The following is a 16719-nucleotide window of genomic DNA, read 5'->3' as shown; positions in this document are numbered from 1 at the left end:
GGGACCACGTCATGCCCGACGACCAGTACGAAGTTGTCATCGCGCGGCATGGAACGCGCACCGGAACGCGCAGCGAGGCGTTCCTGAACTACGCGCTCTACGACGAGCCGGATGCTCCATTCACCACGGACTACTACGTGTGGATCATCCGGAACGACCAGCGCACCATCATCGTCGACACGGGCTACGCGGCCGAGGCCGCCGCGAGGCGCGGCCGGGTCGTGTTGCACTCCCCGGCCGAGCTCCTCGAGCGCATCGGAGTAGACCCCGGCGCAGGGCATCCCGTGATCATCACGCACGCGCACTGGGATCACATCGGAAATCTCGACCTCTTCCCCGCATCGCAATTCTGGATCGCGCGCGCCGAATCGGATTTCTGGGCGCTGCCGACATCGCGAGCCCCCATGATTTCCCACTTCACCGAAGAACCAGAGCTGCAGCGGCTGGCGGAACTGCGAGCGCGCGGGCGCGTGACCGTCTTCGACGCCCAGGTCGAGATCGCTCCCGGGATCACCGTGATGCAGGTGGGCGGCCACACGCCTGGCCAATCCATGATTACCGTACGCACGAGTGTCGGCGTCGCACTCCTGACCTCTGACGCTGTGCACTTTCGAGAAGAGCTGCGCGACGAACGACCGTTCGTTTCGGTGACGGACCTGCCCGCGATGTACCAAGGATTCTGGACCGTCAAAGGCATGCTCGCGTCGGGGGCCGTGGACTTCATCGTCACGGGGCACGACCCGTCGGCGCTCGACGACGGCGAACTGCTGGAGCCAGACATCGCCGTGATCGGGAAGCTCCGCCAGACAGCGCCGCTCTACCATCGCCCGGGCGTCCCCAAACGCTCACGCTAGCCAGGGCCTCACGGCAGGGTGATCACGACCAACGCTTCGCAGCGGCCGGGAAGGGATCGTCCACCGGCCTGTTATTTGTTGACGGGCCCATCGGGTGGCCTGGCCTGTGAGAAAGCGAGTGAGAAAGAACGATCGAGGGGAAGGGCGCAGGTTCGAGAACGAATGCAGTCGAGCGCAGTCGTTGTGACCTCGGTGAGTATGGGTTCAGCGCCCACCGCGAGAGGGACGCTTCGCCCCTTCGCGGGGCTCGGTTCACCAAGCGCTCCACGAACGTCGGCAATCAAGCTCGCCGCTGCCAGCAACCGTCGCCTCACAGTGTTCAGCGAGGGCTGGTTCTCCTTCGGGCCAGCGAGGAAGTCGAGACCGAGGGGCACTATCCCTCGGTCCTTCTTCCCAAATTCTTCTCACCTCGGATCCGCGCGGACGAGATCCGCGGAATTCCGGGACTTGACCGGACCGAAAGGACGTGAAGAAGCCAGAATCCCTCCGTCTCCGAGAAGGCAGACTGCTCAGTGAGAAGACATGAAAATGATCGATTCGCTCAGAAACATTTCGATGCACACAGGCCGTCCGTCTCTGCACATCGAGGAAATGTCAGTGGCGGAGACGGAGGGATTTGAACCCCGATTCAACGCACCCGCACAGGCAGGATCCTGTGTGTTGGCGTTGATTCGTCGGAATTCGCGGCGCTATTCGTGAACGTTCAGGGCGCCTCGGAGGTGTTCAGCTGTTCGCAGATTCTTCGCACGCCTTGGTTGCTCGCGTGTTGGGTGAGGAGCGCATATCCAAACCGCTGGCTGCAGCGTCCTCGACGGCGAGTCAGCCTGTCAACGCAATAGTTCGGACGACTCGGTAGTGGGAAGCCGGTAGCCGTAACCTGCCGGAAGGCCTCGATTCATCCACTCTACGGAGAGTCGCCGCTGGAAGGCATATCCGAACCCGTGCGTACCATCCGCACGCACGGAACACATTGAACTGCTCCGCCGAGCTTCTTGACAGCGAGGGCACTAAGCGCACCGCGGCGCTTCAAGGTCATTCTGGGCGAGTGCCTTCCCCGAACCCCATCGGACGCCTCCGAGGATGACGTGACCGCGGTCATGATCGGCGATCGGATGGGGTGCGATGCTGATGGACGCCATCGCTGCGCGCTCCATCGACGTGCCGGGGAGGACACGTCCTCCAATCGAGGTCGTCGTAACGCGCCACTCCATCGGCAATCAGCTCGGCCAACTCGCTGTGACGTGCGGCCGTACTCTGCACCTCGGCGAAGTGCGCACGCTTCTCCTCGATTGTCAGCACCGATTGACTCAGGCCGGCCGTACTGAACTTCACCTCCACCCGTCCGCCCGCGAGCACCAAATCTCCCCGGGCGCCGCAGGTCGCGCACACGACATGGCTGGGCAAGATTTCGAAGACGCTGAGGTGGCACTGTGGACACAATCCCTCCGCTCCGGCGTACTGCGCAGCGTCATACGAACGGCCCGCTTGTTCTGCAACGGTGCTTCCGAGCCGAGCTGCACGCTCGAGCGCCTCCCCATCGAGGACGATGGAACCCGGACTCCCGGCGCCGGCGAATTGGACCTGGTCCACGACCGCAGCCTGCATGGACGCGGTGATCGTATGCATGAGCGGAAGTGCCAGCGACTTCCAGTGCTCAGGGAGGGATCCGCCGACCGTCATGAATCCCGCCACCCGTGGGCGCAGGACGCGTTCATCGACAGGAAAGTCGACCGCCAAGGGACGGCCTTCCGCGCGCAGCTTGAGGATCTCCTCCGTGAATGCGAAGTCAGCTTGCGGGCCGGAGATCTTGTCGCCGAGCAGGCGCAGCTTGCCAGGCAGGGTGCGGGAGTAGATGGGGCTTGAGACGATCAGTCCGTCGGACTCCATGAGCCGGTCCCAGAACCACTGCGCGTCATCCGACTGAGCGCCCGCACCCACCGACAGATCGAGGTCGTCGATCCGTACCATCTCAACGTCTGCTCCCGCACCTTTCGCCGCCTGCAGTGCTGCTTTCAGCAGGATGTCAGCGCTGCCCCGGTCGCTTGCGCCGGCCGTCACGCCCAGAATCCTCATCATGAGTTCATCCCTCCTGTAGTTTTCGAACCGTGCCGGCGAGAGTCCGAGTAATCAGACGAGCGTCCGTCCGCCATCGATGTACAGCACATGGCCCGTGATAAAGCCAGCGTGCCGCGACGAAAGGAACAGTGCGGGGCCGGACAGCTCGACCGGCGTGCCGAGCCTGCCCGCGGGGACGAGCGACTCGAGCTCTTCGCGCTTGCCCGGCTTGGCGAGATGCCCAGAGGTCAGCGGAGTCTCGATGTAGCCCGGAGCAAGGGCGTTCACCGTGACTCCAGCGGACGCCCATTCTCGGGCCATGACGCGCAGCAGCTGGTTGATGCCGCCCTTCGACGCGGCATACGGGCCGTGCGAGTGGTGGGCGAGCAGGCCCGACACGCTGGACAGTGCGAGCACGCGACCGGAGCCCTGGTCGACCATGTGCCGACCGGCCGCCTGAGCGAGGCCGAACAGGGATGACAGGTTCACCCGGAGGATGTTGTCCCACTCGTCTTCGGTGAAGTCGAGGATCGGGCGCCGGTCGTTGATGCCGACCGCGTGCAGCATGATGTCCAGGCCGCCGAGCTCCCGAACGACCTGCGCAACGACGCGCTCTCCCGCGCCCTGCTCGGTAAGATCCGCCTCGATCAGCATGGAGGGCACCGGCGCCGCATCGAGGGCGTTGCCGATCGCGTCGAGCGCTGCGCGGCTGCGGTCCACAACCGCGACGGATGCCCCGGCTGCCGCATACGCGAGCGCGCAGGCGCTCCCGATCCCGCCCGCACCTGCGATCAGCACACGAGAGCCGTGCAGCCCGAGCCAGGCCGTGTCGACCGCCGTTCGTGCTTCCTGGACGTTGTTCATTGGCAATGGCGTCTCCTCCTAACGCAGCGCATCCCTGGATGGGACGTCGCTGTGACCCGATGTGAACCGACACTTCGTTGTGCGAAAGTGGCTTTTACTGATGGAATAGCTTGGATGGTGACTCCCGAGCACCGTTTAACCCCGACTTCGGAGGACAAATGCGAGTCACTCACTACGGTCACGCTGCCTTGCTCGTGGAAACCGACGCCGGCGCCCGCCTGTTGTTCGACCCAGGGACGATGTCCTCGGGCTTGGAGGGTCTCACCGATCTGACGGCCATCATGATCACGCACGGCCACGACGATCATTACGACCCCACCGTCGTGGCCCGGTTGCTGGAAGAGAACCCGGATGCCGTCTTTCTGACGGACCCTGAGACCGCCCGTGATTCGGGCGCACGGCCGGTCGCGGCGGGCGATCACATCGTCCTTCCCGGTGCGACGATCGACGTTGTGGGTGGCGCGCACGCCTTCGTCTACGACCAGGTGCCGACGATCGCGAATGCTGGCTATCTCGTCGACGGCGGGGCCTTCTTCCACGGCGGTGACTCGTACGAGTTGCCGGGCGTTCCGGTGGACGTCCTCGCGGTTCCGATCAGTGGACCCTGGGTCAAGCTGGGCGAGTCGATCGGTTTCGCCAAGGCTGTCGCCCCGCGCGTCGTGGTGCCGATGCACGAGGGGGCCCTCGCGCACACCGGACAGGCGCACGGGATGCTGCGCGCCTTCCTCCCGGAGGCGACGACGATCTCGGTGCTTGACCCAGGGATCGCGACCCGGATCTAGCCGTGTGCCTCGTCGGCCAGAGGGTTGGTGTCCCACGACGACTCGATCCCTTCGATCAGCGAGACCATCGCGTCGTTCAATGGCGTCGGAACGTCGTACCGGCGGCCGGCCGCGGAGATGCCTCCATTGAGCACGTCCACTTCCGTTCGGCGGCGGGCGGTCACGTCCTGCAGCATGCTTGCGCGATGCCAGAACGCGTGCTGCACCGCGTCCTCGATCATCTCCTGGGGCTCGTCGCCGAACGAAATTCCCTGGACTCGCGCGACGGACTGCCCCTCGGCGATGAGTCCAGCGACCAGGGGGCGCAGCGACTCGCTCGAGCCGAGCTGGCCGATCGTCAGCCCGGTGATCGCTCCTACGGCGTTGGTGGCCGCGTTGAAGACGAGCTTGATCCACTGCGCAGTCCGTGAATCCGCGCTGGCGTGAGTCGGCATCCCGCCCTCGTTTAGCAACCGCGCAAGGAGTGCGACGTCCGCAAGAGGTGCCGGGCTCGCTTCGAAGGGCCCCAACCAGGTGTCCCCCGGTGCGTCGAAGCGGATGACGCCAGCGCCGGTGACAGCCCCCGCAACGAGCGTGGTGCCTCGGATCACACGCGACACGTGCCGCGCGATGATCTCCTCGTTGCCGACACCGTTCTGGACGCTCGCGACGGAACCGTCGACGAAGATGCCCGCCGCGGCGCTGATCGCGGCCTCGGTGAACGCGGATTTCGTGGCGACGATGCCGAGCTCGCAGGGCGGGATCGACCCGGCGTCGGTGCGCGCGTTCACCCTCGCGGTGAACTCGGTGCGCCCGGTGATGCGAATGCCATCCGCATTGATCGCATCCACCAGCTGCTTTGACGCGTCCAGCGCCCACACTTCGACGTCGGGCGCCGCTGCCAGGTGCGCGGCGAAAAGGCCGCCGATTGCGCCGCACCCGACGATGCAGACTCGTCGGCTCATGCGCCGAGCGCCGATCGCACGATTGCCGCAGCCGTTGCCGGCGCGACCCCGGCAACGCCGAGACCGCCGACGCACATCCCGTCCTCCCAGATCGGGGTGGCACCCGCAGTTGTCAGAAGCGGGAACGGCAGCGTGACGGCGATCCGATCGAGGTGACCGGCGAACTGCTCTCCGACCTCGTCACTCGGGAGCTGAAACGTGGCAGCGGTCGCCGCAGTCGCAGTGGCGAGGAACGTCGCAGACGTCGCGGTGCCGTCCATGCAGTCCTGCTGAACGGGGTCACCACGGTGATCGACAATCGACACGGCCACCCGGATGCCGCGCCCGCTGGCCTCCGCGATCACAGCATCCGCCAGCGCGATAGCCCAGTCGTGCTCGGTCTGCGCGCTGGCCCGTGGCGCCACTGCCATGCCGAGGCCTTCGTCGTCGACATCCGTCCACTCCCCGAAGGCGCGCCCCCATTTCTCGTAGTCGTCCCCGTGCTGTCCTACGTAGGGACGGTCGATCGCGTAGTGGATGACCAGATCTTCGGGATTCGCGGGACGCCCGTGCGCGATCAGCATCCGCTGCTCGATGCCCGCTGGGATGAATGGGCTGACCGTTGCGCCGGAGGCGGCGATGCCGCCTACGACGACATTGCCTTCGTGGAGCGGCATGCCACCGGCGCCGGGAAAGATCGCCTCCGGTGACGCCCCGACGAAACCCTTCTCCACGGGGGGTGAGACGAAGTTCATCCGCTTCAGATGCTCCGCGCTCGGGATCTGCTGTGTGGCCGAGATCCACGCCTTGGAACGGGCACGGGCCATTCCCCCGGCCCCACCGCGATCCATGCGGGATGCCGAGACGAGCGCACCGCTTGCCCCCACCACCGCGATCCCCCCCGCGAGGTGCAGTTGCTCCCCCTTGTCGATGGCGCGCTGAATGAGGGCGCGCGCGACGCTGAGGCTCACGTCTCCGGTCCGACCCTGATTCATGCGTCGACTCCGATCAGTTCTGCCTCGACCCGAGGCTTCGGTACGCGGAAGATCCGGTCCCTCAGCCGCTGGATCCGACCGGAGAGACCCTTCTCGCCGGCCAGCTCTGCGGCCACTCCGTCGGGGTTGCCGATGGCCGTGATCGCCAGCGCCACGCCCGCCACGATCATCTGGTACTGGCCGATGTGCAGGAACTTGTCGAGGAACGACACGAAGAGTCCGTCCGAGGCGAACATGAGTCCCGCGATCACAGCGCCGGCGATCCGGCCGATGCCGGCGACGTAGGCGATCGCGAGGACGCTCAATGACGCGAACACGGAGAACGCGGATGACGAAACTGTCCCCTGCTGATAGGCGATGAGGCCGCCGCCAAGGCCTGCGATGAACGAGGACAGCGCAAATGCGAACAGCTTGACGGGCGCCACGCGGATCCCGACGTAGGCGGCCGCGCGTTCGTTCGACCTGATGGCCACGAACATCCGGCCGGTCGCCGAGCTACGGAGGCGCGCCACGCAATAGCCCACGAAGACCACGACGAGCAGGACCAGCAGGCCGAAGACGATGCGCGGATAGTCCGCTCCGTCGGAGATGCCCAGGTTGATGCCGAAGAGGCTCGGCGGCTCCACCGTCCGTCCACCGAGGCCGCCGGTGAAGGGGACGATGCTGAAGACAAGAGCATCAATTGCGGCGGCGGCGGCGAGAGTGACGACAGCCAGACTCACTCCACGAACCCGGAGTGCCGGCAGGCCGATGATGATCCCCAGCGGCACCACCGCGAGAGCCGCCAGGAGCAGCGAGAAGGGGAAGGGGATTCCAACGCTTGTGCCTAAATGGCTCAAGGTGAACGCGCCAACCCCCACGAAGGACATCTGCGCGAGCGACACCTGGCCGATGTACCCGCTGAGGACGACCAGCGAGAGGCAGATCACAATGGTCGAGAGCGACGAGATGAATGCTGACCGCAACGATCCCTGGAGCAGCACGAGCACGACGACGCCCAGTGTGAAAAGGATGACCGAGCTGAGCACGGGCCGAGTAGGTCTGCCTAGCGACGGGTTGCGGGCGGCGAGCGCACCACCGCGCGTCCCCAATCGCGCGGTGGTGAGCGTCATCGTGATCAGGATGATGAGGAACGGCAGGCCGTCGGCCAGTCCCTGCTGCGGCAGCCAAGGGAAGATCACCTGCAGCTTGACGAGCAGCGACTGCACGACGCCGAGACCGAGTCCTGCCGCGGCGGTCCACCAGAACGACTGGAACCGCCCGATAAGCGCGGCACCCAGGGCCGGCACGACGAACAAGGTGTACGACGTCGGATCCAGCGAAGAGATGGGCGTGATGAGGATGCCTGAAACCGCCGCCAGGAAGCTGGCGATGACCCAGTTCCTCGCGGCGATGCCGGTAGGCGAGATGCCGATGAGCATGGCCCCGACCTCATTCTCGGCGCTGGCGCGTGTCGACAGCCCGAACCTGGTGTAGCGGTAGATCAGCATGAGAATCGCGGCGACCGCCACCACGATTCCGACCAGGACGAGCCGGTCGGAGGGGAAGGCGATTCCGGCGATGCGAATCGGCACCGACGGCAGCACTGCTCCGGCCGCGGACGAGGTGGTGCCGAAGTTCATAACGGCGATGCCCTCCAGCAGGAGCATCACGCCGACGGATGCGCAGACACGGGTGAGCGGGGAGGCACGCAGCAAAGGCCGGTAGACGAGGAGGAACAGGACCACCCCCAGGATCGTGCCGTAGACGACCGTGATCGCGAACGCGGGGAGGACGTCCATCCCCGCGTCCGCGATCACGATCTCGTGCGGAAGGATCACCCAGGGAAGCTGAAGGGTGCCCGTTGAGCGGAGATTGACGAACACATATGCGCAGAACATCGCGACGGCCCCGTGCGCGAAGTCGATCACGCCGGTGCTGCGGTATTTGAGCACCAGCCCGAGCCCGAGCAGGGCGTAGACCGAACCGGCGCCGAGACCGAGCAGCACGAAGAGCAGCAGGCTATCCATGTGCGTTCGTCACCTCCCTCATTTTCTGTGTGTAGGCGTCAGCTCAGTGAGCCGGCGTGTAGTACTCGGAGGGACTCAGCCACTCGTCGCTGACCAGCCCGGGAACGCTGTCCTTGACCTGCAGCATGTGCTGGTAGGCGTTGCAGATCGCCGTAGCGCCTGCCAGTTGCTCACCGTCGCAGGTGTAGGGGTGACCCAGGAAGTTCGTGTTGTCCGTCCCATCCCGGAATGCCGCGAGGATCGCCTCAGTTGTGAGGTCCTCAGGCGCAAAGTCGGCCAGAGCCGCCTGCAGGTTGATGATCGTCTGGAACCCCATCGCGGACAGGGAGTCGAGGTGCACATCGGCCGGTGCATACTTCTTCATCGCCGCGACATACAGATCCGCGTCCGCCGTACCGGAGTCGGCCTGGTCGACCGGGGCGGCGAAGTAGAGTCCTTCGGCTCCGCCGTTCGCCCCTTCGATCGCCGGCGGCGATGTGCAGGGATCGATTCCCAGCAGCTGCGCCTGGTTGCCCAGCTGCTTCAGCGAGCTGAGCACATTGGGACACGCCGCTGGTGTGTTCACGTAGATGACATCGGGGTTGGCGCCGACCGCGGTGGCAACCGCTGACGAGACGTCGGATGCGGTCGGCGGAATCGGCACGGGCGTGATGTCGGTGATTCCAGCCGCCTTCATGGTCGGGATGATCACGCCTTCGGCGGTGGATGTGCCCTGCGTGTCGGAGGTGTAGATGACGGCAGCCGACTTCGCGCCAAGTTCCTGGGCGGCGAAGATCGACGCAACAGCGTTGTCCGCCGTGGAGATGCTCGAAAAGAGCACGGCATTCGGACTGTTCTGCTCCACCGGCGTGAACGGGATCCCACCGATGTACGCCAGGTCGGCGGTCTCCCAGATGGGCATTGCGCCAGGGGACCCGATATCGGCTCCGCCCACGATCGCAACCGGCTCCTGATCCAGGATCTGGTTCGCGCAGCGCTGCGAGGTGGCCGGCGCGCCGTCCGTTTCACAGGTGACGAGCTTGATCGGCTGACCATTGATACCGCCAAGGTAGGCATTTACGTACTCGACGGCAGCCTGCTGCGCCGCGAGCACCTCGGGGAAGGTCACCGGACCGGATGCCAAGTCAAGCGTTCCGAACACGATCGGGTCGCCGGACGCGGCGTTCGGAGTGCCGAGGGGGTCGGCAGCCTCGGTCGATTCCGTGGGGGTGCCGGTCGATCCGCCCGCGCAACCGGTGAGCGCGAGCCCGAAACACGCCACAGTGGCTACGAGCACTCCGGTGCGCAGCCTCATCTTCTTGTCCATGTCACTCCTTCTTTGCAGTTCCTGGTGATGGTGCACCCCACTCGTCGAGCGGGATTCTTCGGCGGTGGGAGTCGCCGAAAGCTATGACGTTGCCTCGATGTCGTCGTCGTCTGTCCGGTCGGCCGACAGCTGCTCCTCAGCAGCGAGGTCGCCGAAGTACGAGGCCGCAATGAGGTCCTGGTCCTTGCGCAGAGCTGCCGCGGCGCCTTCCAGCACGATGCGGCCGTGGGCGAGGACATACGCGCGGGCGGCGACATCCAGCGCCAGCGACACATGCTGCTCGACGACCAGGACCGCAGCACCCAAGGTCGATGCGACGTCGCGGAGCACCGGCAGCAACCGCTCGACGACCACCGGCGCCAGGCCGAGGCTCATCTCATCCACGATAAGCACCTGCGGGCTGCCCACGAGTGCGCGGCCGACGGCGAGCATCTGCTGCTCTCCCCCGGACAGGAGCCCCGCTTTGCGGTTGAGGCACTTCTTGAGCTCCGGCAGAAGCTGGAGGATGTCGTCTTCGCTCTTTCTGACGGCACCTCTTGGCGCCGCCACGGTGAGGTTCTCACGCGTGGTGAGATCGAGGAACAGCGACCGATCCTCCGGTACGAGGGCGATTCCCTGAAGCGCCAGCTTGTGCGGCTTCAGCCCGGAGATCTCCTCACCGGCGAGCCTCACCGAGCCTTCGATCGGCTTGACGAGACCAGCGATCGTCGAAAGGATCGTCGTCTTTCCTGCGCCGTTTGCTCCCAGGAGCGCGACGATCTCCCCACCGCTCACGGTGATGTTCACATCCCTGACCACGGGAAGGCCGTTGTAGCCGGCTGCAAGATCGATGACCTCGAGCATCGGAGGAGCCTCAGCCGTCATGGTGCGCCCCCAGGTATGCTTCGATGACTCGGCTGTCTTGTCGAATCTGCGCGGGGGTGCCGGCCGCGATGATCGCACCGAAATCGAGCACGATGATCCGGTCGCATGTGCCGAGCACGAGCTCCATGTCGTGGTCGATGAGCAGGACGCTCACGCCCTGCTCGGGAAGCGATCGCAGCCGTCGACCGAACGCAATGCTCTCATCGGTATCGAGCCCAGCCGCGGGCTCATCCATGAGCACCAGTCGCGGGCGCTTGGCCAGTGCACGCGCGACCCCTGTCAGTTTGCGCTGACCGTGGGAGAGTTCGCGCGGGTAGCGGTCTGCGACGTCGCCGAGATCGCAGAGTCCGCTCGCCCAGTCGACGGCATCCTCGCGCGTCTTCCTCGACGGCACGATCAAATCTCGGAACATGCTCCACAGAGTCGGCTGTTCTGCGGCGACCTGCAGGTTCTCCCGCACGGTCAGATCATCGAACAGCTCGACTGACTGGAATGTGCGCACCAGCCCATGGCGGGCCACGGCGTGCGGGGCGAGCCCGTCCAGTGAGGAGCCTTCGAAGGTGACCTGACCGCCGCGGTTCTTGATGGCCCCCGTCAGAGCATCGATGAGAGAGGACTTGCCGGCCCCGTTGGGGCCAATAAGACCCACGATCTCACCCTCGCCGACCTCCAGTGAGACGTCATCGACGGCGACCACGGCCCCATACGTCACCCGCAGGTCGACGACTTCCAGCAACTGCTCCAATGCAGGCTCTTCTCGATCTTGTTCACCAGGTGAAAGTGAGTTTTACTTAACGATAGGGTGACCATAGACCCGGGTTGCCGCACTGTCAATTCGGCCTGCGACAGGAAGGGGACCGCATGCCGGTCATCGATCACACGGCGCGAGTATTCTCCGAGGCCGCCCGCGTGCAGCAGCGGCTGTGGAGCAGCGATTCGGAAGGTTGGGCGCTCTTCAGTGAGCCGCACACGCGTCCTCTTTTCGAGGCGGTGCTCGCTGCCGCCGGGCTGGCTCCCGGTGATCGGCTCCTGGACATCGCATGCGGTACGGGGCTGCTGCTGAGGATCGCGGCCGATCTTGGTATCACGGTGAGTGGCCTCGATATCTCGCCGTCGATGCTCGCCATCGCCCAGCGACACGTTCCCGCCGGAGACTTCCACTTATCAGACCTGCAGAAGCTGCCGTTCGCCGACGCTTCCTTCCAGGCGGCTACGGCGGTCAACGCGTTCCAGTTCGCCGTCGATCCGGTCGCCGCGATCGCGGAGGCTGCGCGCGTGCTCGTCCCCGGCGGTCGGCTGGTGTGCGGCATGTTCGCCGAGCCTGAGCTATCGGAATCGACCGCGGTCCACCTCGCCATGTCGGCCTTGAGCCCCGCGGCTCGAGACCGCGACCATCGCCCGTACGCCCTCGCGGGCCGCGGCCAGTTGGACGACGCGCTCTCGGACAGCGGGCTTGTTCTCGTCGGCGATGGTGAGGTCGAATGCGTGTGGGCGTACCAGGGCATCGACGATGCGATTCGCGGACTGATCGGCTCCGCGGGCGGGGTGCGGGCCGTCGAGGACGCCGGGCGGCCAGCAGTCGTGGAAACTCTGACAGCAGCACTGGGACCTTTCACCGACGCCCGAACCGGCCGGATCGCCATGCGTAACCAGTTCCGCTGGGTCGCAGCGCAGAAGGATGCGAATCAATGACCGCTCGAGGACTCCATCACATCGGATACTGGGTCGATGATCTGCAGGTGGCCGTCGGCCAGGCGGAACGGCTGCTCGGCATCGGTCCGTTCCGCATCGCGGAGCACATCGATATGGGCCACTTCCGCTTTCGCGGTGAGCCGGCCGTCCTCGACCACTCGGCCGCATTCGCCCAGTGGGGGCCGGTCCTCCTCGAGCTGAACCAGGCCCACCGCATCGAACCCCACGCCCTGCGCGCAGCCCTCGATGTCCGCGCCGGCGCGGTAAGCCATACCTCGTGGTGGGTGGACGACCTCGACCATGAGCGGGCACACATGGAGCTCAACGGATGTGCACTTCTCACCACAGCGGCAGGCGGGGCGACTGCTGACTGGTTCGATGGCGGACCGCTATTCGGGCACCCTATCGAGATCCACCAACCCACACAGATGGTGCGAGAGATGTGGGACTCGCTGCGGGCCGACTGACCGCCGTCCGCTGAGGAGATCAGGCGGAGAAGGCGAGGAGTCCTTCTGACGGGTGATGGGGCGATCGGGAGTCGGGTTGGTGAGACGGGTGAAACCCGACGAGATCAGAGAGTTCGCGTGCAAGTCGACGCGCTTGCACCAACCCTCGAAGAGGCAAGATCGGCTCCGCGAAAAGGCCGTGTCTTCGAGATCAAACTGGTCGGGCGACGAGGATGCGTGTGTGTCAGAAAGCAGACGACCCCGCAGCATCGCGGACCTCGCGCCAGACTCAGGCTTCCACGAGTGGCACCGGCAGCAGCCGGTCGCGTCACTCCCCTACGCACGCGCCTAGCTCACCGGCTGGGTCAGCTGGCCTCGGCCCTGCTTAACGTTTCCCGTGTTCTCAAGCTGCCAGCGGGGTAATCGTTGAACGTCGGCGCCAGGTGGGAGGAGTCCACGGCGGCCGGAGTGCCTTTCGCTGCGCGCTCGCACTCCGCTTCCAGCCGTGCGTGGAAGTCGCGGTTCTTCGTGTCGTCTTGCACATGCCCTGCCGCAACGAGCCATCCAGCGGCGCCCGGGAGATTGGCGTCGGTTCTGGGGCCGAAGGCTTCCGGCGTCTCGGCATCACCGCCCGCCCCTGCGCATCAATGAATTCACGGACCGCGGCGTCGACCACGTCCTTCTTCGAGCGCTTCAGAAAGTGTGCAGCGTTGGAAACGAGACGATCAGTCTCGACGTCAACCTTGATGGGTGCGGTGGTAGCCATGGTCATGCGCCCTTCTATCGGGTAGCAAGTACCAGAGTTACCTGGGCCCTCCGGCGCTGTGGACGCCACCCGGCGCCAGCTAACGACGCGGATTGAACGAGTCGACCGGCAGCCATGCGGTTGCCGAGGGATCGAACCCCTCCGCGCCCGAACCCGCATCATCGGCCAGAACTAAGCCCTGACCTGGGCCTACATAGGAAGCCGCGAGGCGAGAAGGCAGAACTGAGTCACCTACGGTGCGAACAAGAAGCGTTCGCGAAGTGTTCGCAGATCGAGCCTTGGTGCAAGACAATTGCTCCTTGACCTGGGCTTTTCTTGGCGGAGACGGAGGGATTTGAACCCTCGGACCCCGTGAGGGGTCTCCACCTTAGCAGGGTGGTGCACTAGGCCGAACTATGCGACGTCTCCAGGCATCCCGCCGCAGAAGCGGCACGATGCGCCCAGCAATCATAACCGCTTCGGCCCGAGGGCAACGAACCCGCTACTGATCCCCCGCGCGAGTGCAGGTGACCTGAGCGGCGGTCGTGCCGGTGATCTCCGTCGGCAGTTCCACCCGAGTCTCCGGCGCGCTCGACTCCGACGGCGCCGGAGTCGCCGATCCCGGATCCGCCGCTTCACCCGTGACGTCGACCCCGGAGCCCTGGCTGGCTTCACCCGTGAGGGTGATCGGCTGGTTGGCGGCGAGCGCCGCGAACAGCGGGGCGGCGGCATCCCGCAATGGAAGGACGTTGATGAAATCCGATCTGTACTCGGTCGGGTACTGCACGAACACGATGTCCTCATAGGGCACATCCTTGGCGGCCATGGCGATCTGCACCATGCGCGTCGGGTTCGCCAGCTCCGAGCTCAGCACGAGCTGCGGCGGATCGCTGCGCGTGAGGCCGACGGCGGTCGTCGCGAAGTTCAGCAGCACGGCGGGGTTGGACAGCAGCGCGTCGGATTTCAGCTTGCGCACGAGCGAAGACATGAACTGCTGCTGGTTCGAGATGCGCCCGAGGTCCGAGCCGTCCCCGATGCCGTGGCGGATGCGCAGGAACTGCAGCGCCTCGACACCCTGCAGCGTGTGCGTGCCGGAGGTGAGCGAGAGCCCGGTGTGCGGATCGCTGATGTCACCGTCCACGCACACGTCGACGCCGCCGATCGCGTCGGACATGTCGATCACTCCGGTCCAGCGGATGGCTCCGGCGAACTGGATGTCCTCCCCCGTCAGCTCCTCGATGGTCAGCACGGTGCAGGCAAGACCGCCGTATTCATACGACGCGTTCAGGGGCTGCGAGCTCATCGCCGAGTAGGAGCCGCCCTCGCCGTCGGGGCAGGACGGAATCGGCACGAGCATGTCGCGGGGAAAGGAGACGACCGTGACGCGACGGGGCTGATCGCTGATGTGCACGAGCATGGTGACGTCGTTGCGCTCCCCGGGCGCATCATCCGGATCGGCGCAGCGCGGGAACAGCGCGACGTCCTGCCCTTCGCACGAGTCCGAGCCCACGAGCAGCAGGTTCACCCCGCCCTCGATCTCGCCGATCGACGGGGGCAGGGCCGCCCCCGCGAGGTCGACCGAGTTCTCGCCGATCGCCGAGAACGTGTCCCACACCGCGTACGCAGCCACTCCGGCCGCACTCACTCCGACGACGGCGAGGACAACGGCGAAGATCGAGAGGGCGCGCATCACCGGATGCCGGTCCTTGCGGACCGCGTGGCGGGCGAGCGGGGTCTTGCCCGGGGTCGAGCCGGGCGTGCGAGAAGTCACTGAGCTCAGCCGGAGACGTTCCCGGCCGAGCAGGTGTTCTGCGCGGCGCTCTGTCCCGGAATGTCCAGTTCGGCCGCGGTCTCGCCGGGAGCATCCGACGCCCCGGGCGTCGCCGCCGGGTCGGGCGTCGCCGGGTCGGTCGGCGCGGGGTCGACGGTGATGACGCCGCCACCGGCATTCGGGTCGCTCGTGAGCACGAGCGGCTGGTTCGCGGCCAGCGCCGCCCACAACTGGTCGGCCGAGTCGTAGTCGGGGACCACGCGGTTCGGATCCGACGGGTCCTCGATGACGGGGTACTGGACGAACACGATCTCGTCGAACGGCACGCTCTTGACGGCGAGCGCGATCTGCACGAGCGTCAGCGGGTTGGTGAGGCTCTTGCTCGGCGTCGTGTTGTCGACCGCGGTCGTGGCGAGCTTCAGCAGGGTCGCGGGGTTCGTGAGCACCTCTTCGCTGACGAGCTTGCGCGCCAGGCGGGACATGTACTGCTGCTGGTTGCTGATGCGCGCCAGATCCGAGCCGTTCTCGAGGCCGTGACGCGTCCGCAGGAACTGCAGCGCCTCCATGCCCTGAACGGTGCGGTTTCCGGCCGGCCAGTCGATGCCGGTGTAGAAGTCCTTGATGCCGCCGTTGCCGATGCAGACTTCCACGCCGCCGATCGCGTCAGTGATGTTGATGACGCCGCCGAAGTTGACCTTGGCCGCGAACGGTATGTTCAGTCCGCTCAGCTGCGAGACGGTCTTCACGACGCAGTTGAGGCCGCCCTCTTCGAAGACGGAGTTGATCTGCTGCTTGCTCGCACCACCGGTCTCGGAGCCGTCCTCAGCGGTGCACGACGGGACCGGAGCCATGAGGTCGCGCGGGAAGGAGATGACGGTGACCCGACGCGGCGCATCGGAGATGTGCACGAGCAGGTTGACGTCATTCAGCTCGCCGACCGAGTCCGCGCCGGTGCAGCGGTCGCCGAAGTACGCCGCGAACTCGGGCAGGCATTCATCCGTGCCGGCCACGACGAGGTTGACGCCGCCCTCGATTGCGCCGATGTCAGGCGGGACGGCCTCCTGGCCCTCGAGGTCCACCGCATCGGCGGTGAAGCTCGCGGTGATGTCGTATGCGGCATATGCGGCGACGCCGGCACTCGAGACCAGGCCGACGGCGACGATGATGCCCAGGACCTTGAGCAGGAAGGCGAGTGGATGCGGCGACTTCAGCTCACCGTGACGCGCGACGGTGCGGCGGCCACGGTGTGCGGGCTTGGTCGACGGGCTCACTCGGTCCTCTCAGGTGTCTCTGGATACGAGCTCGAGAGCACACCCACGACGAAGCGGAGGGTGTGGGATTCGAACCCACGGGACATTGCTGCCCACTGGTTTTCAAGACCAGGTCCATCGGCCGCTCGGACAACCCTCCCGG

The 16719-nt window shown here is 65.9% G+C and carries 14 protein-coding genes and 2 tRNA genes; 4 read left to right on the top strand and 12 right to left on the bottom strand.

Annotated elements, in window-relative coordinates:
* Positions 1 to 11 precede the first annotated feature (11 nt).
* Positions 12 to 854: an N-acyl homoserine lactonase family protein gene (locus RWQ91_RS08205; RefSeq protein ID WP_314504651.1), complete on the top strand. Its 843-nt coding sequence runs from the start codon at positions 12 to 14 to the stop codon at positions 852 to 854.
* Positions 855 to 1949: 1095 nt separating this feature from the next.
* Here RWQ91_RS08205 and RWQ91_RS08200 read toward each other — a convergent pair.
* Positions 1950 to 2930 (bottom strand): flavodoxin family protein, encoded by a 981-nt coding sequence (locus RWQ91_RS08200; RefSeq protein WP_314504648.1) that lies wholly within the window; start codon positions 2928 to 2930, stop codon positions 1950 to 1952.
* A 51-nt stretch (positions 2931 to 2981) separates the two neighbouring features.
* Positions 2982 to 3773 (bottom strand): SDR family NAD(P)-dependent oxidoreductase, encoded by a 792-nt coding sequence (locus RWQ91_RS08195; protein ID WP_314504646.1) that lies wholly within the window; start codon positions 3771 to 3773, stop codon positions 2982 to 2984.
* Between the two features lie 158 nt (positions 3774 to 3931).
* Here RWQ91_RS08195 and RWQ91_RS08190 point away from each other — a divergent pair, with 158 nt between their 5' ends.
* Positions 3932 to 4555, top strand: coding sequence for an MBL fold metallo-hydrolase (locus tag RWQ91_RS08190; RefSeq protein WP_314504645.1), 624 nt, complete (start codon positions 3932 to 3934; stop codon positions 4553 to 4555).
* Here the strand turns inward: RWQ91_RS08190 and RWQ91_RS08185 are convergent.
* The 6 genes from RWQ91_RS08185 to RWQ91_RS08160 all read right to left on the bottom strand — a co-directional run bounded on the left by RWQ91_RS08185 (position 4552) and on the right by RWQ91_RS08160 (position 11397).
* Entirely contained in the window at positions 4552 to 5499 is a 948-nt protein-coding gene (locus RWQ91_RS08185) for a ketopantoate reductase family protein (protein WP_314504642.1), read from the bottom strand. The genes RWQ91_RS08190 and RWQ91_RS08185 overlap by 4 nt on opposite strands.
* Positions 5496 to 6473 (bottom strand): heme-binding protein, encoded by a 978-nt coding sequence (locus RWQ91_RS08180; protein WP_314504639.1) that lies wholly within the window; start codon positions 6471 to 6473, stop codon positions 5496 to 5498. Before RWQ91_RS08180 ends, RWQ91_RS08185 begins: the two co-directional genes overlap by 4 nt.
* On the bottom strand, positions 6470 to 8482 hold the full coding sequence (locus RWQ91_RS08175) for an ABC transporter permease (protein ID WP_314504636.1): 2013 nt from the start codon (positions 8480 to 8482) through the stop codon (positions 6470 to 6472). Before RWQ91_RS08175 ends, RWQ91_RS08180 begins: the two co-directional genes overlap by 4 nt.
* 43 nt (positions 8483 to 8525) lie before the next feature.
* Complete coding sequence (locus tag RWQ91_RS08170) at positions 8526 to 9776, bottom strand: ABC transporter substrate-binding protein (RefSeq protein ID WP_314505469.1); 1251 nt, start codon at positions 9774 to 9776, stop codon at positions 8526 to 8528.
* A gap of 93 nt (positions 9777 to 9869) precedes the next feature.
* The gene (locus tag RWQ91_RS08165) at positions 9870 to 10631 is read right to left on the bottom strand and encodes an ABC transporter ATP-binding protein (protein ID WP_314504635.1); all 762 of its coding nucleotides are present in this window, start codon (positions 10629 to 10631) and stop codon (positions 9870 to 9872) included.
* Positions 10632 to 10641: 10 nt separating this feature from the next.
* Complete coding sequence (locus RWQ91_RS08160; RefSeq protein ID WP_314504633.1) at positions 10642 to 11397, bottom strand: ABC transporter ATP-binding protein; 756 nt, start codon at positions 11395 to 11397, stop codon at positions 10642 to 10644.
* A 116-nt stretch (positions 11398 to 11513) separates the two neighbouring features.
* On the opposite strand from RWQ91_RS08160, the gene RWQ91_RS08155 reads away from it, so the two are divergent.
* Both RWQ91_RS08155 and RWQ91_RS08150 read left to right on the top strand, forming a co-directional pair.
* The gene (locus RWQ91_RS08155; protein WP_314504630.1) at positions 11514 to 12344 is read left to right on the top strand and encodes a methyltransferase domain-containing protein; all 831 of its coding nucleotides are present in this window, start codon (positions 11514 to 11516) and stop codon (positions 12342 to 12344) included.
* A complete protein-coding gene (locus RWQ91_RS08150; protein WP_314504627.1) occupies positions 12341 to 12811 on the top strand; it encodes a VOC family protein in 471 nt (156 codons plus the stop codon). The genes RWQ91_RS08155 and RWQ91_RS08150 overlap by 4 nt, the downstream gene beginning before the upstream one ends.
* A gap of 1061 nt (positions 12812 to 13872) precedes the next feature.
* On the opposite strand, the gene RWQ91_RS08145 is transcribed toward RWQ91_RS08150, so the two are convergent.
* The 4 genes from RWQ91_RS08145 to RWQ91_RS08130 form a co-directional block, all read right to left on the bottom strand.
* Positions 13873 to 13964: transfer RNA gene (locus tag RWQ91_RS08145), tRNA-Ser, on the bottom strand.
* A 73-nt stretch (positions 13965 to 14037) separates the two neighbouring features.
* Complete coding sequence (locus tag RWQ91_RS08140; RefSeq protein ID WP_314504624.1) at positions 14038 to 15306, bottom strand: LCP family protein; 1269 nt, start codon at positions 15304 to 15306, stop codon at positions 14038 to 14040.
* A 5-nt stretch (positions 15307 to 15311) separates the two neighbouring features.
* A complete protein-coding gene (locus RWQ91_RS08135) occupies positions 15312 to 16577 on the bottom strand; it encodes an LCP family protein (RefSeq protein ID WP_314504622.1) in 1266 nt (421 codons plus the stop codon).
* A gap of 54 nt (positions 16578 to 16631) precedes the next feature.
* Positions 16632 to 16716: transfer RNA gene (locus tag RWQ91_RS08130), tRNA-Ser, on the bottom strand.
* Between the last annotated feature and the right edge of the window lie 3 nt (positions 16717 to 16719).

This window comes from uncultured Microbacterium sp., from assembly GCF_963524805.1.
Classification (GTDB): Bacteria; Actinomycetota; Actinomycetes; order Actinomycetales; family Microbacteriaceae; genus Microbacterium.
Note: the sequence above shows the minus strand (reverse complement) of the source record. Positions and strands in the feature narration are given on the sequence as shown.